This window comes from Rhodococcus sp. EPR-134 (assembly GCF_001647205.1).
Classification (GTDB): Bacteria; Actinomycetota; Actinomycetes; order Mycobacteriales; family Mycobacteriaceae; genus Rhodococcus_F; species Rhodococcus_F qingshengii.
Map to the genome: position 1 here is coordinate 1 of NZ_LVCT01000688.1, position 20704 is coordinate 20704.

At 62.5% G+C, this 20704-nt stretch carries 18 protein-coding genes; 12 read left to right on the forward strand and 6 right to left on the reverse strand.

The window, feature by feature from the left end; genetic code table 11:
* From A2J01_RS30220 to A2J01_RS30235, 4 genes are all read left to right on the forward strand, one after another.
* The coding region (locus tag A2J01_RS30220) for an acyl-CoA synthetase (RefSeq protein WP_064114206.1) at window positions 1–1462 on the forward strand (1462 nt) is incomplete at its 5' end.
* Window positions 1463–1582: 120 nt separating this feature from the next.
* On the forward strand, window positions 1583–2749 hold the full coding sequence (locus tag A2J01_RS30225) for an acyl-CoA dehydrogenase family protein (protein WP_064114207.1): 1167 nt from the start codon (window positions 1583–1585) through the stop codon (window positions 2747–2749).
* A 42-nt stretch (window positions 2750–2791) separates the two neighbouring features.
* Window positions 2792–3532, forward strand: a complete 741-nt coding sequence (gene fabG / locus A2J01_RS30230; protein ID WP_003940214.1) for a 3-oxoacyl-ACP reductase FabG — start codon at window positions 2792–2794, stop codon at window positions 3530–3532.
* A gap of 72 nt (window positions 3533–3604) precedes the next feature.
* Entirely contained in the window at window positions 3605–4801 is a 1197-nt protein-coding gene (locus A2J01_RS30235; protein ID WP_064114208.1) for a CaiB/BaiF CoA transferase family protein, read from the forward strand.
* A gap of 5 nt (window positions 4802–4806) precedes the next feature.
* On the opposite strand, the gene A2J01_RS30240 is transcribed toward A2J01_RS30235, so the two are convergent.
* A complete protein-coding gene (locus tag A2J01_RS30240; RefSeq protein WP_064114209.1) occupies window positions 4807–6027 on the reverse strand; it encodes an acetyl-CoA C-acetyltransferase in 1221 nt (406 codons plus the stop codon).
* 309 nt (window positions 6028–6336) lie between these two features.
* On the opposite strand from A2J01_RS30240, the gene A2J01_RS30245 reads away from it, so the two are divergent.
* Entirely contained in the window at window positions 6337–7527 is a 1191-nt protein-coding gene (locus tag A2J01_RS30245; protein ID WP_007729528.1) for an acyl-CoA dehydrogenase family protein, read from the forward strand.
* A 50-nt stretch (window positions 7528–7577) separates the two neighbouring features.
* On the opposite strand, the gene A2J01_RS30250 is transcribed toward A2J01_RS30245, so the two are convergent.
* A complete protein-coding gene (locus A2J01_RS30250) occupies window positions 7578–9248 on the reverse strand; it encodes a chitobiase/beta-hexosaminidase C-terminal domain-containing protein (protein WP_042448556.1) in 1671 nt (556 codons plus the stop codon).
* A 182-nt stretch (window positions 9249–9430) separates the two neighbouring features.
* On the opposite strand from A2J01_RS30250, the gene A2J01_RS30255 reads away from it, so the two are divergent.
* Entirely contained in the window at window positions 9431–10321 is an 891-nt protein-coding gene (locus A2J01_RS30255) for a LysR family transcriptional regulator (RefSeq protein WP_007729523.1), read from the forward strand.
* Here the strand turns inward: A2J01_RS30255 and A2J01_RS30260 are convergent.
* Window positions 10255–11184, reverse strand: a complete 930-nt coding sequence (locus A2J01_RS30260; protein WP_064114215.1) for a LysR family transcriptional regulator — start codon at window positions 11182–11184, stop codon at window positions 10255–10257. The two genes, A2J01_RS30255 and A2J01_RS30260, sit on opposite strands and share 67 nt — an antisense overlap.
* 202 nt (window positions 11185–11386) lie before the next feature.
* Between A2J01_RS30260 and A2J01_RS30265 the strand changes: the two genes are divergently transcribed.
* Genes A2J01_RS30265 through A2J01_RS30290 form a run of 6 tightly spaced genes read left to right on the forward strand, consistent with a single transcriptional unit; the run spans window position 11387 to window position 17430 of the window.
* Entirely contained in the window at window positions 11387–12946 is a 1560-nt protein-coding gene (locus tag A2J01_RS30265) for a long-chain-fatty-acid--CoA ligase (RefSeq protein ID WP_064114210.1), read from the forward strand.
* The gene (locus A2J01_RS30270; RefSeq protein WP_064114211.1) at window positions 12943–13989 is read left to right on the forward strand and encodes an MBL fold metallo-hydrolase; all 1047 of its coding nucleotides are present in this window, start codon (window positions 12943–12945) and stop codon (window positions 13987–13989) included. The genes A2J01_RS30265 and A2J01_RS30270 overlap by 4 nt, the downstream gene beginning before the upstream one ends.
* Window positions 13990–14026: 37 nt before the next feature.
* Window positions 14027–14788 (forward strand): crotonase/enoyl-CoA hydratase family protein, encoded by a 762-nt coding sequence (locus A2J01_RS30275; protein WP_064114212.1) that lies wholly within the window; start codon window positions 14027–14029, stop codon window positions 14786–14788.
* Window positions 14785–15597: an enoyl-CoA hydratase/isomerase family protein gene (locus A2J01_RS30280; RefSeq protein ID WP_030537193.1), complete on the forward strand. Its 813-nt coding sequence runs from the start codon at window positions 14785–14787 to the stop codon at window positions 15595–15597. The genes A2J01_RS30275 and A2J01_RS30280 overlap by 4 nt, the downstream gene beginning before the upstream one ends.
* Before the next feature lie 30 nt (window positions 15598–15627).
* On the forward strand, window positions 15628–16530 hold the full coding sequence (locus A2J01_RS30285) for a LysR family transcriptional regulator (protein ID WP_064114213.1): 903 nt from the start codon (window positions 15628–15630) through the stop codon (window positions 16528–16530).
* 3 nt (window positions 16531–16533) lie between these two features.
* Complete coding sequence (locus A2J01_RS30290) at window positions 16534–17430, forward strand: LysR family transcriptional regulator (protein ID WP_003939949.1); 897 nt, start codon at window positions 16534–16536, stop codon at window positions 17428–17430.
* On the opposite strand, the gene A2J01_RS30295 is transcribed toward A2J01_RS30290, so the two are convergent.
* The 3 genes from A2J01_RS30295 to A2J01_RS30305 form a co-directional block, all read right to left on the reverse strand.
* Window positions 17427–18332: an NAD(P)H-dependent flavin oxidoreductase gene (locus A2J01_RS30295; RefSeq protein ID WP_202427117.1), complete on the reverse strand. Its 906-nt coding sequence runs from the start codon at window positions 18330–18332 to the stop codon at window positions 17427–17429. The genes A2J01_RS30290 and A2J01_RS30295 overlap by 4 nt on opposite strands.
* 53 nt (window positions 18333–18385) lie before the next feature.
* A complete protein-coding gene (locus A2J01_RS30300) occupies window positions 18386–20041 on the reverse strand; it encodes a class I adenylate-forming enzyme family protein (protein WP_167349881.1) in 1656 nt (551 codons plus the stop codon).
* Window positions 20042–20082: 41 nt separating this feature from the next.
* Window positions 20083–20704 (reverse strand): SDR family oxidoreductase (locus A2J01_RS30305; RefSeq protein ID WP_064114214.1); only part of this gene is annotated, 622 nt, incomplete at its 5' end.

The window sequence follows — 20704 nt, forward strand, 5'->3', positions numbered from 1 at the left end:
GTACCCCGACCGTGTAGCCGTCGTATTCGAAGATCGCACTCGCACCTACCGCGAACTCGACGACGCGGTGACGCGGGTCGCCGCCTACTTGCTCGGTCTGGGGCTCGAACAAGGCGACCGCGTCGCGGCATACGGAACCAACTCCGACGCCTATGCAATCGGATTTCTTGCCTGTGCACGAGCAGGTTTGGTGCATGTTCCCGTCAATTACGCACTGAAGGGGGAGGAACTCCGGTACCTCGTGGCGCAGTCAGGCGCCCGCGCGGTGTTGGTGGATCCGGCATTGGCGCCGACACTCGACTCGGTACGCTCCGACCTCGATCTCGATCACGTGATCGCACTGCGGGACGCGGAACTGTCCGTCGTCACGATCGGTGAGGCAGGCGAGGTGCCGGTCTTCGAACCGCGTGCGACGTCGACCGATCTGGCGCAACTCCTGTACACCTCGGGCACCACCTCGAAGCCCAAGGGCGCCATGATGTCTCACGGTGCACTGGTTCACGAGTACGTGTCCTCGGTGATCGCGCTCGGCCTCGACAAGAACGACAACCCGCTGATCTGCATGCCGATGTACCACTCCGCGGGCATGCACGTCTTCATGCTGCCGTACCTGTCCGTCGGCGCGACGGTCAGTCTGATGCAGGCGCCGGACATCCCGGAAATCCTGCGCCGTGTCGAAGCCGAAAAGATCGGATCGCTGTTCCTGGCGCCGACCGTGTGGGTACCGCTGGCCAACCATCCGGACCTCGAGACCCGCGATCTGTCTTCGCTGAAGAAGGCGCAGTACGGCGCCTCGATCATGCCGGTCACCGTGCTCAATCGTCTGCGCGAGCGCTACCCGGACATCGGTTTCTACAACTGCTTCGGTCAGTCCGAAATCGGCCCACTGGCAACAGTTCTCCAGCCCAGCGAGCATGCTGATCGCCCGTCTTCCTGTGGTCGCGCGGTGTTCTTCGTCGAAACCCGCGTCGTCGACGCCGACGGAAACGATGTCGCCGACGGTGAGTCCGGCGAGGTTCTCTACCGCTCACCGCAGCTGTGCAACGGCTACTGGGAGAATCCGGAAGCCACCGCCGAGGCCTTCCGTGACGGCTGGTTCCATTCGGGCGATCTGGTCGTGCGGGACGAAGAAGGTTTCATCACGGTCGTCGACCGGATCAAGGACGTCATCAACACCGGCGGCATCCTGGTGGCGTCACGCGAGGTCGAAGATGCGGTCTACACGCACCCCGCCGTGGCAGAAGTTGCCGTGATCGGTACGCCCGACGAGAAGTGGATCGAGGCCGTCACCGCGATCGTCGTGCTCAAGGACGGCAACGACGAGTTGACGCCCGAGGCGTTGATTGCCCACGTCAAGGAGCGAATCGCTCCGTTCAAGGTGCCCAAGCATGTCCGTTTCGTGGCCGAGCTTCCGCGCAACCAGAGCGGCAAGCTACTGAAGCGGGAACTGCGCACCGTCTGAAGCTTGCTATAGGTTCTGCCTTACCTTCGGTTCGTTTTCAGGTCTTTGACTCCGATTGCCTCACGGTATTGACTTCGGGGGACGGCATGGACTTCGGAAACAGCAAGGTGAGTGGTGGGAATGCAGGTCGACGCAGATGACTTCGCAGATATCTTGGCGACTGCGCGGGAGTTCATCCGTAAGGAAGTAGTTCCGCGTGAGCAGGAGATAGCCGACACCGACGCCATTCCTGCGGACATACGCAAGAAGGCCGCAGCTATCGGGCTCTTCGGTTACGCGATCCCTCAGGAATGGGGTGGGCTCGGACTCGATCTCACCCAAGACGTCGAACTGGCAATGGAATTCGGCTACACGTCTCTGGCGCTGCGTTCGATGTTCGGTACCAACAACGGAATTGCCGGGCAGGTGCTGGTCGGCTTCGGTACCGACGAGCAGAAGGCTCAGTGGCTCGAGCGCATCGCCTCCGGTGATGTCGTGGCTTCCTTTGCTCTCACCGAACCGGGCGCGGGCTCCAACCCGGCCGGCCTTCGGACCAAGGCAGTGCTGGACGGATCCGACTGGGTGATCGACGGCAACAAGCGGTTCATCACCAATGCTCCACTGGCGCAGCTGTTCGTGGTGTTCGCGCGCACTCGCCCGGCGGATTCCGATGGTCCGGGAATTGCAGTGTTCCTGGTTCCGGCTGACACGCCAGGTGTCACGGTCGGTCCCAAGGACAAGAAGATGGGTCAGGAAGGTGCTTGGACCTCCGAGGTCACCTTCGACAACGTCCGGGTTCCCGAGTCGGCCCTCGTCGGTGGCGACCAGGACACCGGATACCGCGCAGCGATGACGTCTCTCGCGCGCGGACGAGTCCATATCGCGGCGCTTTCGGTGGGAGCAGCACAGCGAGCGCTCGACGAATCTGTCGCGTTCTCCGTGGTCACGGAACAGGGCGGCACCGCGATCGGTGACTTCCAGCTGGTTCAAGCGATGTTGGCAGACCAGCAAGCCGGTGTGATGGCAGGGCGTGCGATGGTGCGCGAGGTGGCCGCGCGGTACGTCAGCGGTGAGGATCGCCGTCTCGGGCCTTCGGCGGCAAAGCTTTTCTGCACCGAGATGGTGGGCAAGGTCGCAGATCTCGCCGTGCAGATCCACGGGGGCAACGGGTACATGCGCGGTGTTCCGGTCGAACGTATCTACCGTGAAGTTCGCCTGTTGCGCCTGTACGAGGGAACCAGCGAGATCCAGCGTCTGATTCTCGGTGGGGGGCTCGTGGCGCAAGCGAAAAAGCAAAACCAGCGCTGACACATTTTCCAGACGAGCTTTAACCTCACGAACGGAGTGGACATGGGATTGTTGGACGGCAAGGTTGCGGTAGTGACCGGCGGAGCCCAGGGCATCGGGCTCGAAATTGCGCGCACCTTCATCAAGGAAGGCGCGACCGTCGTTCTCGGCGACATCAACGAAACCGTGGGAACGGCTGCGGTCGCCGAACTCGGTGGAGAGTCGGTCGCCCGTTTCGCTTCCTGCGACGTGCGTGACTCCGGACAGGTCGAGGCCATGCTCGATCTGGCCGAAAGCGCTTTCGGTCCAGTCGATGTCATGGTCAACAACGCCGGCATGACGCGCGACGCCACGATGCGGAAGATGACCGAGCAGGACTTCGACGACGTGATCGCCGTTCACCTCAAGGGCGCCTGGAACGGAACACGCGCTGCCGCCGCCCGCATGCGCGAGCGTGAGACGGGCGCGATCGTGAACATCTCGTCGATCTCCGGCAAGGTGGGCATGCTCGGGCAGACCAACTACTCGGCCGCGAAGGCCGGGATCGTCGGTCTGACGAAGGCCGCGGCAAAAGAGGTCGCGTTCAAGAACGTTCGCGTCAACGCCGTTCAGCCCGGACTGGTCCGCACGGCGATGACCGAGGCGATGCCCGAACGGATCTGGAACGAGAAGCTTGCCGAGATTCCGATGGGGCGCGCAGCCGAGCCTTCGGAAGTTGCCTCGGTTGTGCTGTTCCTCGCGAGCGACCTCTCGAGCTACATGACCGGCACGGTTCTCGAGATCACCGGCGGCCGCCACATCTGATCCGTCCTGTTCGAGTGCAAGAATTCAGAGTGTGAGAATTCTGGGTGTAAAACTTCTGGGGTGACTACTGACATGGGACAGCCGAACTCGGATCTTCCGCTCGACGGAATCACCGTAGTTGCACTCGAACAGGCGGTGGCGGCACCGCTCGCCACCAGACATCTCGCGGACATGGGTGCGCGGGTGATCAAGATAGAACGCGTCGGCGAGGGTGACTTCGCGCGTCACTACGACCAGGCGGTTCACGGTCAGGCATCACACTTCGTGTGGCTCAACCGTTCCAAGGAATCGATCGCCGTCGATGTGAAGTCGGAAGCCGGCCGGCAGATCCTTCTCGATCTGGTCGCGCGAGCCGATGTGTTCCTGCAGAACCTGGCTCCCGACGCAGCCGCGAGACTGGGGTTCGGCGCGGAGGAACTGCGCGATAAATACCCACGGCTCATCGTGATCGACATGTCCGGCTACGGCAGTGCCGGCCCGCGGCGCGAGCGCAAGGCCTACGACATGTTGGTCCAAGCCGAGACCGGAATGATCTCCGTGACAGGCACACCGGAGACGGCCACCAAGACCGGCATCCCGGTCTCCGACATCGCGGCAGGAATGTACGCGCTGACTTCGATTCTGAGCGCCCTGTTCCGTAGAGAGCGAACGGGCAAGGGAGCGCTCGTCGAGGTCTCGATGTTCGATTCCACCGTCGAGTGGCTGGGCCATCCGATGTACATGAAAATGTATGCGGACAGGCAGATTCCACGTGTCGGACTCGGCCATGCCGCGATCGTTCCCTACGATTCGTATCCCACGGCCGACGGCGAAATCCTGATCGGCGTCCAGAACGATCGTGGATGGCGAGCGCTGATGGTGGACGTGTTCGAGCGAGAGGATCTGGTCGATCATCCGCGTTACCGCACCAACATCGTGCGCGTCGAAAACCGTGGCGAGGTGGACGAATTGGTGGGCTCTCTGACGCGTCTGTACTCGACGACAGATCTGGATCAGCGTCTGGCCGCCGCTGGTGTTCCGGCCGCGGCACTCAACGACATGGCCGGTCTGCTGGAACATCCGCAGCTGGAGAAGCGTGCCAGGTGGCGGTCCGTGGGCACCGAGAACGGTCCGATCGATGCCGTGCTGCCTCCGATGACGTATTCGGATGTCGAAATGCGCATGGGTGACGTTCCGGCACTCGGCCAGCAGACGGATTCTCTGCTGGCCGAGTTGGGACTTACGGGCGACCGGATCGCGGAACTTCGCCGCGACGGATCGATCGGTTAACGCTTCTAGCGTCGCAGGTTCTCGAACACCGCGGCAATCCCTTGTCCGCCACCGATACACATGGTCTCGATCCCGTACCGTGCCTGGCGCCGGTCGAGTTCGCGCAGCAGATTGGCGAGGATCCGCCCACCGGTAGCGCCGACAGGATGTCCGAGCGAGATTCCGGAACCGTTGACGTTGAAGCGTTCTTCGATGTCCCGCGCGCTCAATCCCCAGGCTTTGGCGCACGCGAGAACCTGTGCGGCGAAGGCCTCGTTGACTTCGATGAGGTCGATGTCGTCCAGCGACAGATCGACACGGGAGAGAGCCTTCGCCACGGCAGGCACCGGTCCGATGCCCATCCGGTTCGGCTCCACACCGGCCACACCCCAGCTGACCAGTTTCGCGAACGGCCGCAGGCCCAGCCGTTCGGCGTTGGCCGCAGTGGTGACGATGGCCGCGGCTCCGGCGTCGTTCTGGCCGCAGGCGTTTCCGGCGGTGACTGTTGCTTCGGGGTCGACGCGACCTCGAATGGGGCGCAGTGCAGCAAGATCGGACAGTTGTATCCCTCGGCGCGGATGCTCGTCTTGGGTGACGACTGTCTGCTCACCACGGCGTCCGGGCACCGAAACGGGAATGGTCTCGTCGTCGAAATACCCGCTGTCCTGGGCGTGAACGGCCCGTTCGTGCGATCGCACCGCGTATCGGTCCTGCTCGTCGCGGGTGATCGAGTACTCCCGGCGCAAGTTCTCGGCGGTCTCGATCATGCCGCCTTCCACCGGAAAGTTGACTCCGCCGGAGTTCGTGCGCGGTTTGGCCAATCGGTCGTGGAACTCGACGGAAGGGCGCTTTGTGCCCCAACGCATGTCGGTGGAGTAGAACTCGGTTCCGCTCATGCTTTCGGCGCCGCCGGCGATGACCAGATCACTCATCCCGGTCTGTACCTGCATCGCGGCGTAGATGATCGCCTGCAATCCCGAACCGCAACGGCGATCGAGTTGTATTCCGGGAACGGACACGTCCAGACCGGCGTCGAGTGCCGCGATTCGTCCGATGGCCGCGGCCTCTCCGTTGGCGTACCCCTGACCGAAGATGACGTCGTCGACATCGGTGGACGCAATGCCGGTTCGTTCGACGAGGCCACGCACAACAGTGCCGGCGAGTGTGGTGACGGGAACGTCCTTGAAGACTCCGCCGAATCCGCCCACCGGGGTGCGAACGGGTTCACAGATGACTGCGTCGTGCATGGAATGCGCCTGTCTCGAGGAGAGTGGGGAATGCGTCGCGTGAACGGGCCGATCGAAGGGCCCACCGCGACCTGGCCTCTCGAATATCCAGCACACGTGGCGCGGTTGTCAACAGCAGGAACGACCTGTTCGGACATAGTTTCCGCCATACGGTTCGTATGCGAAATCGACTTTGACACATATACCGTTCGGGGATTGAATGGATGCAGCGTCTCTGCCGCACACACGTCGCGGTGGGATGAAAGTTCCTGGAGTCGAATCAATTTCGTCGACCGGGAGGGCACGAAGTACCGACTGACAGGTGGAACAGTGACTCGTTTGGCGCAGACGGCGGGATTGACCGAAACCCAGACCGATATCGTCGGGGCGGTACGCGAGTTCGTCGATCGTGTGGTCATCCCCGCGGCGCAGGAACTCGAACACTCGGATACGTACCCGACCGACATCGTCAAGCAGATGAAGGACATGGGTCTGTTCGGACTGACCATCGACCCCGAGTACGGGGGTATCGGCGAATCATTGCTCACCTACGCGCTGTGCGTCGAAGAATTGGCCCGTGGATGGATGAGCGTGTCCGGTGTCATCAACACGCATTTCATCGTGGCTCACATGATTTCGGCGCACGGGACGCCGGAACAGAAGGCGAAGTACCTGCCGCGTCTGGCGTCCGGGGAACTCACCGGTGCATTTTCCATGTCGGAGCCTGCTCTCGGTTCCGATGTTGCTGCCATATCGACCAAGGCGAAGCGGACGGACTCCGGCGATTACGTGATCACCGGCCAGAAGATGTGGCTGACCAACGGAGGTTCCTCGACCTTGGTGGCAGTCCTGGTCAAGACGGACGAGGGCGCGGAGAAGCCGCACAACAATCTGACGACGATATTGATCGAGAAGCCCGCAGGTTTCGGCGAGGTACTCCCGGGCCTGACCATTCCGGGCAAGCTCGAGAAGATGGGGTACAAGGGAATCGACACCACGGAGATGATCTTCGACGGTTTCGAGATCGGAGCCGAGGAGGTTCTCGGTGGCACCCCTGGCTCGGGATTCCGGCACATGATGGACGGCGTCGAGGTCGGCCGGGTCAACGTCGCCGCGCGTGCCTGCGGAATTGCCCAGCGCGCTTTCGAACTGGCTGTCACCTACGCCAAGCAACGCGAGACTTTCGGCAAGCCGATCGCCGAGCATCAGGCCATCGCGTTCCGGATCGCCGAGATGGGCACCAAAGTCGAAGCGGCGCATCTGATGATGGTCAACGCTGCCAGGCTCAAGGACTCGGGTGAGCGCAACGATGTCGCAGCGGGTATGGCGAAGTATCTGGCGAGTGAATTCTGCTCGGAGGTCACCCAGGACAGCTTCCGTATCCACGGCGGATACGGCTATTCCAAGGAATACGAGATCGAGCGGTTGATGCGTGAGGCGCCGTTCCTTCTGATCGGTGAAGGCACCAGCGACATCCAGAAGCAGATCATCAGCAAGGGCCTGCTTCGCACGTACAACTGAGCCGAGAAGCGGCACCGCGAATATGCGCGGTGCCGCTTTGTCGTGTCGGGTCAGCGGGTGAAGGCCAGGGTTGTCACCGGTGACCGGTTGCCGTATGCGTCAACGGCTTCGACGCGGGCTTCGTATGCGGTGCCCGCTGCGGCATCGGGAATCGGAATGTCGAGGCTGTTCGGCCGCGGCATGAAGTAGAAGTCCGAGAGCACCTTCGACGAGACCACCTTCGCTCCGGTGGCTGTGTCCGTGACCTCGACGGCGTAGTGGTGCACCATCTGATCGTCCTTGGCCTGCGCGATCCTCAGTGCGGTCGCACCGTTTTCGCCGGTCGTCACCGAGAGCGGAGTGCTCGAGGTGAACTCCGGCGCGTGCGTGTTCCGTGCGCCCGAGGTGTAGCGGAAGTTGTCCTTGATCTGCTGGTTGGTCGACCCGTCGAGTTCGACCGTCCACCCCGAACCGCTCAGCGTGCCCGCGCTCGAGTACGGCGGCTGCCAGTTGGCTGACCACGCGCCACCGGCGTAGATGTCGTGCTTGTCTGCCGCCATGTTGATTCGGTTGATTTCCGTGCGGTCCTGGTAGACCTCGACGAAGAGCGCTTGGGCAGTGGGTGATTCGAAACGGTTCGCGAGACCGGACTCGGTCACCATCTGGTAGCCGTGATCGATTTCGATGTACGACATCGAGCCGTCGTTGACCGACGTGAAGTCACGCTGATGGATCGACCGGTCGTCGTTGTTGTTCAGATGTGAGTGCCCGGAGAAGAAGATTGCCTGAGGGAAGGCACTCAGGTCTTCGGTCAATCGAGGGTTCGACGCCTGCTGCCCGTCCATGGCTGTGTTGCTTGCCGGCCGGTGTCCCTGGACCAGGATCGGCTTGGTCAGGTTCCCGGACTCCGCGGTGATTTCGGTCAGGCGGGACTTCAGCCAATTGCGTTGCGCTGAATCATTGTTGTAGGTTTCGGTGTTGACCGTGAAGAGATGGACACCATTGACGTCGGATTCGTAGTATCCGCCACCGGAATCCGGGAACCACTCCGCCGGATATCCGGCTCTGATCGCCGCGAGACTTGCATCGTGATTGCCGTTGGAGATCAGGAGTTGTGTGTCGTTCATGCCCTTCCGGGCGAGGTTTGCCTGGAAGATTTCTGCGACGATCTTGTGGTCGGGCCCCTTGCCGTCTCCGTTGTCGTTGATCATGTCCCCGTTGGAGAGGATAGCGTCGGGTTTCGGGAAGATGGAACCGATTGTGTCGAAGAAGCTTTCGTACTTCTTGTCGTTGTTCGCGTGATCGCCGACGTGGACGTCGGACATCACGACGACCTGAGCCAGCGGCTTTTCCGAGGTCTTGATCAGGTAGCCGAACGAGACGGCCGCGCTCGCGTGATCGCCTCGGAAAGCTGCGACAGTGACGTTGGTGTCCTGTGCGATGTGCAGCGGACGTCCCGGCGTGGCAGCTTGGCTGTCGGTGGTGGGTGTCGTTCCGTCCAGGGTGTAGCGGACGGTGGCGCCGCGCTCGGCGGTGAAGGTCAGGTCGACGGGGTGCTCGTACCGTCCGCCGGGGACGCTGACGCCGGGCGCTGCGGGCGGCGTGTTGTTCTCGCCCGAAGAGCTGCCCCATTCGAAGGACGAACTGCCCCAGCCGGGTTCGGCGTGGGATTCGGCGGGGGCGATGCCGGGAACGGCGAGAGCCGCGGTCACGGCTGCTATCGCGATGGTCGTACGTCTCACGAGGATTCCTTGTCTTCGACGCGGTGGTTCAGACCTATCCGTAATTGGTCTGGACCAATTACGGTAGGTGGCGCCGGGTAGAAGAAGGTGTGTCCTGAATGTCCGATTAATGAAGCGTGTGTGAACACCCTGCAGTGCTTGGTACCGGTATACCTGTCTGCGTTTATGGCAAAGTCGATGGAGTGGACCTACGTCAGATCGAGTACTTCCTTGCCGTTGCCGGTGGTGAGTCCTTGTCGACGGCTGCGCAGAATCTGTCGGTCACCAAGCCGTCGCTGTCGCAGGGTATTCGTGGCCTCGAGCGCGAACTCGGAGTCGAACTGTTTCACCGTGTCGGTCGCGGTTTGGTGCTGACGGCAGCAGGTCGGGCGTTGGTAGGGCCGGCGAGGCAGATGACTCGCAGCAGCGCGGCCGCGTTCGACGTCGCGATCGGTACGGCCGACGAGCCTCGTGGCCGGCTCGACATCTGCTCCGCGGCACATGGTCTCGAAGGTCCGATCGCACGCATCGTGGCGGACTTTCGTGAGCGGTGGCCTGCTGTGACCGTTCGGGTCGGTGAGTTGCCGCAGGGTGCAACGTCTGAGCAGGTGTTGGCAGACGGCGCGTGCGAGGTGGTCTTCAGTTACTGGCCACCCGACATGTCGGCGCTGTCCACGAAAGTGTTGGGGGTGAACGAGTACTGGCTGGCAGTGCCGTCGGGGGTTCATCCCGACGTCTGGCCGAATGGTGTGAAACCCGCTGCGGGAGAGCCGGTGTCATTGACGGCATTGCCCGATCTCCCCGTGGTGGGTGTGCTAAAACACTCGCGGGCTCGCCTTGCCATCGAGTCGTCTCTGCAGGCCGCCGGGGCCCGGACTCGGATGTCGACGGAGTTGGCGCAGCGGGAGACCGTCGGCGCGTTCGTCTTTGCTGGTTTGGGCATGGCATTCATGGAGCGTTCGTTGGCCGAGAGATCGGTCGCGTCCGGCGCGGAGATATTTCCGGTGGAGCCGCCGATCTCACTGAATTACGGCGTCGAGTTCGATCCGGAGACGCTCTCGCCGTTGGGCAGGCTGTTCGTGGAGGGCTTGTGACGTGGGGAGATGTTCTCGATGTACGCAGACCCGGCCGGTGAGAGCGGGCCGTCGCGGTAGACCAAGATCGTCTGCCGGGTGATCGGTGGGAAAAGCGAGCGAACCTCAGATGCCGGTGAGTCTTGTTCGGCGATCGATCTGGGCAGCAGCGCGGCGCCTACACCTTGCCCGACCATTTCCCGGACAGCAAGGCGATCTGGCACTTCCACGACGACGTCGGTGAGTTCCAGATCGTCGTCGATCGAGTGCCCGCGCCGAACTGCGGATGCCTCGACCACCATTGGCAGGCGCGCGACCACGGTGCGCGGAACCGGATCGGGGAGGTCTGTGGCCAGGCGAATGGGGATCGACAAGACCGTTTCCTGGGTGCTCACGGCAATTTCTCGAAGCCCGTCGGAGACTTCGGTACCCGGGTGGGTCTCGAGAAACCCGAGTTCACACGTACCTGCTCTGACGAGCGCGCGCACGTCCTGTGCGTTGGCGGAGGCGTTCGTGGAGAACCGAATTCCGGGTGCCGTCAGATGGAGGCGTCCGGCGACCTCTGCAACAGGGTCGATGGCGAGATCGGACTGAACTGCTATGGCGAGTTCCCCGGCGCGCAAAGCGGTTACCGCAGCCACCGCGGCCTCGGCCCGAGCAACGTCGGCGAGCAACGTACGGGCAGAATCGGCAACTGCCAGTCCGACCGTGGTGGGAGCCAGACCGCGAGTGGTGCGCTCGAAGAGTGTGGCTCCGAGAGCTCGTTCGAGGTTGCGCACGGCCTGCGAGAGGGACGGTTGCGAGATACGCAGGACGTCCGCGGCGGCAGTGACGCTGCCGTGATCGACGACCGCGACGAGATACTGCGCGCTGCGTATGTCCATGCCGGGTGCCTGCATCTGACGAATTCTCCCAGATGACGGAGCCTTGGCGGCGGTGACTTGCTGCGACCTGCGGACATAGGTCTGAGCTATGGCTCTGTGCGCCTTCTCGTCTTTGTGGCGCAGGCCATAGCGATGGTCGACTGTTCCAGTACCACCGACCGCGGTTCGTGCTCGGTGAGTACCTGGAACACAGGAGCGTGATGTGAGCGAGCTTCACCTACCCAACCGGATACGCCACTCGGCGTCGACACGGCCGTCCGATCCGGCAATCACGTGCGGCGACCGAACGCTGACTTGGGCTGAGCTGGATGGCGAGACCAGCACCTTGGCGAGTGCGCTGGCAGAAGTGACCACAACGGGTGCTCGTGTCGGTGCGCTACTGCGTATGGGGCTCGAAGGTGCGGAAACCTTCATCGCATGTGCGAAGGCAGGCGCTGTGTTCATACCGTTGAACTGGCGGCTCAACCCACTCGAACTCGTCGACATCGCCGAGGACGCGGAGCTCGACGTCTTGATCGTCGATGACGAGTTCGCCGCGGGGGCGGCGGCGATGTCCGCAGCGTTGCCGGACATCGAGGTCATAACCGTGGGAGCTGCAGGGGTCCTGCCGGATTCGCGAACCTGGGCGGAGTTCGTGGCATCAGGGACCGGTGTCGACCCCGGACACGGGCACGATCCGGACGCAGCAGTTCTGCAGCTGTACACGTCCGGGACAACCGGCCGGCCCAAGGGCGTCGTGGCCACGCACCGGAATCTGTACAACGAGCCCGAGGGGTTCGATGTCTACGAATTCGGTTCGAATGCAGTCGCACTCGATGCACTTCCCCTCTTTCACATCGCCGGTGCCGGCTGGATGAGTACATGCTTGTCGGCCGGAGTGCCTTTGGTGCTGCTCGGAGACATGGCGCCTGCTCGGGTCGCTGATGCCATCGCGACCCACCGCGTCACCCACGCATTTCTGGTGCCTGCAGTCATTCAGACGCTGGTAGATCTGCCGACTCTCGACAGTTTCGATCTGACCAGCCTGGAGGTGGGCGCCTATGGGGCGTCACCGATCACTCCGGCGCTCCTCGCCCACGCGATGACTGTCTTGAACTGCAAATTCGTTCAGCGATACGGGATGACCGAGACGACGGGTTCGGTATCCGTCCTTCGTGCTTACGACCATCATGTGAGCGGGCCGCGTTCGGAGTTGCTTCGCTCTGCGGGCAAGCCGATGATCGGCGTCGAGATCTCGATTCGAGACGTCACCACTGGTGAGGAATTGCCGCCCAATAGTTCCGGTGAGATCGTCGCGCGCAGTAGAAACAACACTCGCGGATACTGGCGACGTGACCGTGAGACCGCCGAATTGTTCACCCACGACGGTTTCCTCCGAACGGGGGACGCCGGCCATCTGGACGACGAGGGGTATCTGTTCGTCACCGATCGACTCAAGGACATGATCATCACCGGCGGAGAGAACGTCTATCCGATCGAGGTGGAATCCATTCTGGCCGAGCACCCCTCGGTCGCCGAGGTCGCGGTGGTCGGGGTTCCCGACAAGCGCTGGGGTGAATCCGTGACCGCAGTGGTCAAACTGGTCGACGGTGCCGACGTGCCGAGCGTCGACGAGTTGATCGCTTTCAGCACAGCGAAGTTGGCGTCGTACAAGAAACCTCGCCAGATCCATTTCGTGGACTCCCTACCTCGCAACGCGAGCGGAAAACTGCTCAAGTCGAGCCTGCGGACCATGCTGAACGCGAGCGGAGAAGCATCATGATCGTGACCGAAGACGTCGGTGTCGCACAACGTGAGGCATGGGCGAACAAAGTCCTTCCACCGGTCGAACAGGTGCGGGACGGATTGTGGTCGATCCCTGTTCCCATGCCGGACAACCCTTTGCGCTACGTACTCGTCTACGCACTCGCGCTCGACGACGGACTTGCCCTCATCGACGTCGGTTGGGATCACGAACAGTCCTGGCAGGCTCTCGTCGACGGCATAGCATCGATCGGATACCACGTTTCCGAAGTGCGCTATGCGGCAATCACGCACCTGCATCCCGATCACTTCGGCCTGGCGCCGCGTCTTCGGCAGGTCAGCGGCGCAACGCTTGCGATGCACGTGGCCGACGCGACGCTCCTCGGGTACCACGGGCCCGAACAGACCCGCGACGACATCAGTGGCTGGAACCTGCAGTTGTCCGAACTCGGCGCACCGGCCGAAGTGCTCGACGCGTCTCGGGTCGACCTGGTGCGGTTCGCCGAGCACGAAACCATCGACATTATTCTGGGAGAAGGGGATTCACTCGACCTACCCGGTTGGAATCTCCGCGCCCAATGGACGCCGGGGCACACTCCCGGACATCTCTGTTTCGTGGAAGAGGACAGAGGCTTGTTGTTCAGCGGCGATCACATGCTGCCGAGGATCAGCCCGAACATCTCCACGATTCCCGGTGAACTCGAGAACCCACTTCATCGTTATCTTCTCTCGCTCGAGGCGACGACAACACTGGGCGAGTGCGAAGTGCTTCCGGCACATGAATATCGATTCCGTGGGATCGCCGATCGTGCACGTCAATTGATGGGGCACCACGAGGAGCGATTGGCGGAGATCGTGGCTGCGGTGCAGGATGAGCCTGAATCCACGGCCTGGGAACTCTCACGCACGATCTCCTGGTCTCGCCCGTTCGAACAGATGTCGCCGCGACTACTTCGCTTGGCAGTCCGCGAAACCCATGCTCATCTTGTTGTTTTGGCCAAGCGGGAGATCGTGACACCGTCCGGCGGCACACCCGTGCGCTGGAGCATTCGCGCGCAGTGACCTTTCAAGAATCTCATCACGGAAGTAGGAACCGAACATGAGCGTCTTGCTCACCGACTTCGCCGACGGCGTTGCCGTCATCACCCTCAATCGTCCCGAGGCCAAGAACGCGGTCAATCTCGAACTTGCCGAAGCCTTGGCTGCGGCCATCGACGAGTTCGAGGAACGGGCCGATCTCACCATCGGCATTCTGACCGGATCTGGTGGAACCTTCTGCGCCGGTATGGATCTGAAGGGATTTGCGCGCGGAGAGCGGCCATCGCTACCGGGTCGTGGTTTTGCCGGTCTGACCGAGGCACCGCCGTCGAAGCCGCTGATCGCAGCCGTCGAAGGTTGGGCACTCGCCGGCGGTTGCGAACTGGCCTTGGCGGCCGACTTGATCGTGGCGTCCACGGACGCGAAATTCGGCCTGCCCGAAGTGAAGCGGGGACTTGCCGCGGCCGCCGGCGGACTCCTACGTCTGCCGAAAATTCTTCCGTATCAGTTGGCCATGGAAATCGCGATCACGGGGGATCCACTCAGTGCCACCGTGGCGCATCATCACGGCTTGGTCAATCGGCTCGCCGAACCGGGACACGCGCTGACCGTCGCACGCGAGCTTGCGGCCCGAGTAGCGGCTAACGGTCCACTGGCTGTTCGCGCGACCAAGCAGGTACTGGCAATGTCCGCCAAGTACACCGATCCGGATGCCTTTGTCGCGCAACGCGAATTCATCGATCCGGTCTTCACCTCTCGTGATGCCAAGGAGGGCGCCACGGCATTTGCCGAGAAGCGCTCTCCCGTGTGGAGTGGTTCATGAGTGCCGAGACGATCGAGCGTGCGGCCGTAAGCATCGAACGAGACGGTGCTGTCGCGACGATTGTTCTCTGTCGGCCGCACCGCCGCAACGCTCTCGATCTCGACGCCTGGATCGCTCTACGTGAAGCAGTCCTCGAACTTCAAGAGGACGCGCAGATTCGCTCGGTGATCCTGACCGGCGCGGATGGGACCTTCTGCGCGGGCTCCGATCTGGACAAGCGTGGCTCGTCGCACCCGCTCGATCGCATGCGTGTCATCAACGCAACGGCAATCGCACTGAGTGAGTTTCCCAAACCTCTGGTGGCGAAGGTCGACGGGTTTGCCGTCGGAGCCGGATGGAACATGGCGTTGCTCTGCGACTTCGTCGTGGCGGCCAAGGGTGCGAAGTTCAGCCAGATCTTTGCCAAACGGGGGTTGTCTGTCGACTTCGGTGGTTCGTGGATCCTGCCGAGACTGGTCGGCCTCCAACAAGCCAAGCGACTGGTGATGCTTGCCGAGACGATCGACGCACAGGAAGCCTACGAGCTCGGGTTGGTGACTTATCTGGTCGAACCGGCCGAGCTGGACGAACACACGTCAACACTGGCGCAGCGGCTCGCCGCCGGCCCGCCGGCCGCACTGAGTCAGTCTGCCGCCATGCTCGAACGTCACACCTCCCTCTCGTTGCGGGAGGCCTTGGACAACGAGGCGAGGGCGCAAGCGGTCAATTTTGCGACGGATGCCACCGACGCGGTTCGTGCCTTCGTGGAAAAGCGGGAGCCGATCTTCACCGGAGAGTGGGCCGTACCAGGGGCAACTCGGGTGGAGTGAGCGACGGATCGCTGGTCGTATGATGGATGAGTGGATCTGCACTTCGTCACCTACTTCGTCGCTGTTGTCGACCACGGTGGGATAACGAAGGCCGCTCAGGCTCTCTACATTTCGCAGCCCTCGCTGTCACAGGCAATTCGTACGCTCGAGCGTCGACTCGGCGCCACGCTGTTCGACCGGACGGGCAGGCGGTTGGTTCTTACCGACGCGGGCCGCACGTTCGATCTCGCGGCCAGGAGAATCCTTGCCGACGTCGAGCGCGCGAAGGCGAAAGTGACCGCCGTTCGCGAACTCGAGTTCGGTCGTGTCGACGTCGTCTCGTACTCGGCGTTCTCGATCGATCCGATGGTCGAGTTGGTCCGGCGATTCCGGGCCAACTTCCCGAAGATCGTCGTGCGTGTTCTCGACACGTACGGCCCGGCCGGGGTCGACAATGCGTTGCGGCGAGGGTCGGCCGAGGTCGGCGTCACCGATCTGAGTATCGGGTACGAAGGTTTGGTCACGGCTCCGATTGCCACTCAGGAGTTGGTGCTCGCCACCCATGCGTCGTTGTCCGGCCGACTTGCAACGCCGTTGGCGGATCCGGTTCCGCGAGCGCTCTTGCACAGTTTGCCGCTTGTGGTCGAACTCGGTGATCAATCGAATCAGTTCCGGGGTCTACTGAGCGAAGGCGCCGAGAACGTAGTCGTGGACTGTGTCCACCCTGTGACCACGTGGGAACTGGTTCGCCGCGGAATCGGCGCCACTGTAGTGCCGAGAAGGGTTGCACAACAGCAGATGACAGACGTCTGCGCCTTCTCCTTCGATCCGCCGCTGACACGCGACGTCGGTATCGTCTATCGCTCGGGCGAGCAATCCCCGGCGGCCGCTGCATTCATCGCGACGGCTGCGGAAATGGCCACCTCCGCCGTTCCGTCCACGGAAGAGGAGTGAACTGTGGAGTTCCGGCAGATGGAGTACTTCCTCGCAGTGGTCGAGAACAAGGGGATCAACGGCGCCGCAGCGGCTCTCGGCGTTGCTCAGCCGACCGTGTCACAAGCGTTGCGCGGGCTCGAACGTGAACTGGGAGTGAGGCTGTTCCATCGCATCGGGCGCGGCATGGTGCTCAGTGCTGCCGGTCGCAGTCTGGTCGGCCCGAGTCGACAGGTTTTGCGAGACGTAGCTGCGGCGGCTGAACAGTTGACGGCATCCGATGGCGCCATCGTCGGTCGCCTCGACATCATGGCTTTCCCTGCACTGACCTCGGGGACGATCGTCGATCTGATTGCGGAGTTCTGTCGACGGTATCCGCAAGCACGAGTCAGATTCTCGGAACTCGAGCGTGAGGACAATCTGGAAAGTCTCATCCGGGACGGCCACTGCGAATTCGCGGTGGCTCATCTGCCGCTCGAGGCGGGCGAAGGGCTCGAAATCGTCGAATTGGGGGAGCAGGAATACCGCCTGGTCTACCCGGCGGGAACGGAACTACCCGAGGGGCCGGTACGCCTTTCGGAAATGCCGGACATTCCCATGGTATTCGTTCCTCGCGGGGCAGCGATGGGTGACGCGATCGAAGACTCGATCCGAAAGGCCGGTACCAGAACGGAACTCGCGGTGGTGACCGAGCAACGGGAGTCGCGGCTCCCGATGGTCATCGCCGGACTCGGCGGTTCGTTGGTCGAGCGCTCGGTGGCGAAATCGATGCCTGGTCAGGTGGTGGAACGGGCCTGCGAGCCGAGATTTCTGCGTGCGTACGGTCTCGCCTTCGACCCCTCGACGTTGTCGCCGGTGGGACAGGTATTCGTGAACCTGATCCACGAGTACCTGTCCGACGAACGCCGGTCACAGCACTAGAGTCGGCAGATACGTTCTCGCGCGGCAGAGTACTCGGCGGCGAGACGTTCTACTACTGCATGCGTCGGAAGGACTGCATCGATCGCTCCGATGCCCTGTCCGGCGCCCCAGATGTCTCGCCACGCCTTGGTATCGGTGTCGTTGGTCGCGAAACTCATTGCGGATGGATCGGATTCGGCCAGGTTGTCGGGGTCCAAGCCGGCGGCAACGATGCTGCCCCGCAGGTAGTTTCCGTGTACTCCGGTGAACAGGTTGGAATAGACGATGTCGGAGGCCCCTGAACCCACGATCATCTCCTTGTACGCAGGATCCGCGTTAGCCTCTTCGGTTGCGATGAAAGCTGATCCGACGTATGCCAAATCGGCCCCGGCCGCGAGCGCAGCGAGAATCGAATCACCATGAGCGATGGCACCTGACAACAGCAGTGGACCGGCGAACCACTCACGAATCTCCCGAATCAGGGCAAACGGCGACTGCCTACCGGCATGACCACCGGCCCCGGCAGCTACCGCGATCAGTCCGTCGGCGCCCTTCTCGATCGCCTTGCGTGCAAAGCGATTGTCGATGACGTCATGGAGAACGATTCCGCCGTATGCGTGGACTGCGTCGTTGATGTCGGTGCGAGCGCCGAGGGACGTGATGACGATCGGAACCTCGAACTCGGCGATGGTCGCCAGATCCTCTTCCAGGCGGTTGTTGGACCGGTGGACGATGAGGTTGACGGCAAATGGCGCCGACGGATTCTCCGGGTGCTCACGATCATGTTCCTCACGAGCCACGGTGATCAGTTTGAGCCAATCCCGAAGTGCCGACTGCGGACGAGCATTCAGTGCCGGGAAGGACCCGATGATGCCAGAGGTGCACTGCGCGATGACGAGGTCAGGAGTCGAGATGATGAACATCGGTGAAGCGAGAACCGGGACACGCAGTTGCGACGTCAGGTCTGCGAAGGTCGTCACCTGGAACCGCCTTTCTGATCGACGGATTCGAGAAGTCTCGAGCGGAGGTCGGTCTTGAGGACCTTACCGGCAGCCGATGTCGGAAGGAGTTCTACCTCGACGACTTCGCGAATCTTCTTGTACGGCAGCACCTGCTCGGCGACAAACGCCTTGATCTGCTCGGCGTCGAACTCGGCGCCCGGAATCATCACGACGAAGGCTACGGGTTCCTGGCCGTTGCTCCCCACTTCGCGGCCGACGACCGCGGCAGTCGAGATCGCCGGGTGCGAGACCAGAATCTCTTCCAGTTCACGCGGATAGACGTTGTATCCCTTGTAGATGAGCATGTCCTTGGCCCGGTCACAGATGAAGAGGTATCCGTCCGAGTCCAGGTACGCGATGTCTCCCGTATCCAACCAGCCGTCGACGAACTGTTCTGCGGTGGTTTCCGGGTGTCCGAGATAGCCGTCGGTGACCTGAGGTCCATGCACCCAGAGTTCGCCGCGTTCGTTCTCGCCCAGAACGGTCTTCCGGTCGAGCTGATCGCGAATCTGGATTTCGGTGTCGAAGATCGGGAGGCCGACGCTGCTCTGCCGATATTCCGAGCCGTTGATCAGCGGAGCGGCCGTGACCACACAGGTGGCCTCGGTCAGCCCGTACCCTTCGACGACGAGCGCTTTGGGAAATGCCCGGCGGAGTGCGGCGAGCGTGACACTGTCGATCGGGGCGGCACCCGAAGACACGACGCACACGCTGTCGGTGTTGCGCACCGTAGCGTCGGGATGAACCGACAGTGCGTGCCACATGGCGGGAGACCCGGTGAGATAGGTGGCCTCGTGCTTTTCGATCAGCTCGAGCATCCGGCCGGGTTCGAACCGACCGGCAAACACCTGGGTGAGACCGGAAATCAACAGGAACGACGTGTTGAGCAACGAATGTGCGTGGAAGAGAGGGGAGACAACGATGGTCGCCCCGGTCCCGGGCGTCGGACCGAGAACGTCGAGGCCGTCGATGCGTCGAGGCGTGACGAGACCGTCAGGACCTGCTTCCAACTCGTGACCGGTTCTCCACCCACACATCTGCGTGATGTTGCCGACGACGTTGCGGTGAAGAACACGAACACCTTTGGAGACTCCGGTGGTTCCGCCGGTGAACGCGATGTGTGCGATGTCGTCGCTACGAACCGAGGCAGGGGTGAATTCGGTGGGTAGATCGGCGATGAAGGAGTCGAACGCGACGACCGACTCCGGTGTGTCGAGCGCGCCCTCGGTGTCCTGGACCATCACGATCGTACGCACGGAGGTTCCTGAAGCGGCCGCGAGCAGTACGTGCAGCTGCGAACTCTGAGTCACTGCAGCAACGGCGGACGTCTCCTCGATCTGCTTGCGCAGGCCGAGCTCTGGCTGCAGTGGGTTGACCAATGTGACTGTCGCCCCGGCCTGTAGGCATCCGTAGTAAGCCTGGAGGAACTCGACGCAGTTCCCGAGGTGCATCAACACCACGTCGCCGACGCCCACCCCGGCTTGCCGCAGTGCGCCGGCGAATTGCGCACTGCGCTGGCCGAGTTCGCGGAAGGTGCACGTACGCTCGCCGTCCACGACGGCGAGGCGGTCACCGTAGAGCGCCGCCATGCTGGGCGCCCAGTACGCCATGGTGGTATCCGGGTATTGCATGTTGTGCCGCAGTTGTGGATTGGCGATCACGCTGGTGCCCGTCACCGGGGAGCCATTCGGATAGCGCCGTCGAGTCTGATGGTCTCGCCGTTGAGGTAGCCGTTCTCGAGCATCGAGACGGCGAGCTGGCCGAACTCGTCCGGACGACCCAGTCGTGAGGGATTGGGAACAGAGGCTTCGAGGGCCGTGCGCACGTCTTCGCGTAGGCGCGCCAGCAGGGGAGTGTCCATGATGCCGGGAGCAATGGTGTTGACGCGGATTCCGCGGCTGGCGAGATCGCGGGCAGCGGTGACCGTCATACCGACGATGCCGGCTTTGGACGCTGTGTAGTTGATCTGACCGATCTGACCTTCGAATGCTGCGACCGACGCCGTCATGACGATGGCACCTCGCTCACCGTCCACGGTGTCGAGTTCCGCCATCCGCTCGGCGCCGAGACGGAGTGCGTTGAACGAACCGACAAGATTCAGCTTGACGACGAACTCGAAATCTTCGACCGATCCGGCTTTTCCGTCCTTGTCGAGAATGCGCATACGACGCCCGGCGCCCGCGCAGTGGACGACGCCGCGGAGGCCGCCGCGCTCGTGCGCCGCGTCGAGTGCTTCGGCGAATTGTTCGCTGTCGGTGACGTCGGCCGGGGCGAATTGTGCGGCAGCACCGAGA

What these genes read in the sequence shown, in the direction of transcription:
- A2J01_RS30270 (WP_064114211.1), top strand. Translation starts at nt 12,943, where the DNA reads ATGATCGTGACCGAAGACGTCGGTGTCGCACAACGTGAGGCATGGGCG.
- A2J01_RS30260 (WP_064114215.1), bottom strand. Translation starts at nt 11,184, where the DNA reads ATGGACATACGCAGCGCGCAGTATCTCGTCGCGGTCGTCGATCACGGC.
- A2J01_RS30295 (WP_202427117.1), bottom strand. Translation starts at nt 18,332, where the DNA reads ATGTTCATCATCTCGACTCCTGACCTCGTCATCGCGCAGTGCACCTCT.
- A2J01_RS30225 (WP_064114207.1), top strand. Translation starts at nt 1,583, where the DNA reads ATGCAGGTCGACGCAGATGACTTCGCAGATATCTTGGCGACTGCGCGG.
- A2J01_RS30275 (WP_064114212.1), top strand. Translation starts at nt 14,027, where the DNA reads ATGAGCGTCTTGCTCACCGACTTCGCCGACGGCGTTGCCGTCATCACC.
- A2J01_RS30235 (WP_064114208.1), top strand. Translation starts at nt 3,605, where the DNA reads ATGGGACAGCCGAACTCGGATCTTCCGCTCGACGGAATCACCGTAGTT.
- A2J01_RS30280 (WP_030537193.1), top strand. Translation starts at nt 14,785, where the DNA reads ATGAGTGCCGAGACGATCGAGCGTGCGGCCGTAAGCATCGAACGAGAC.
- A2J01_RS30240 (WP_064114209.1), bottom strand. Translation starts at nt 6,027, where the DNA reads ATGCACGACGCAGTCATCTGTGAACCCGTTCGCACCCCGGTGGGCGGA.
- fabG (WP_003940214.1), top strand. Translation starts at nt 2,792, where the DNA reads ATGGGATTGTTGGACGGCAAGGTTGCGGTAGTGACCGGCGGAGCCCAG.
- A2J01_RS30300 (WP_167349881.1), bottom strand. Translation starts at nt 20,041, where the DNA reads ATGCAATACCCGGATACCACCATGGCGTACTGGGCGCCCAGCATGGCG.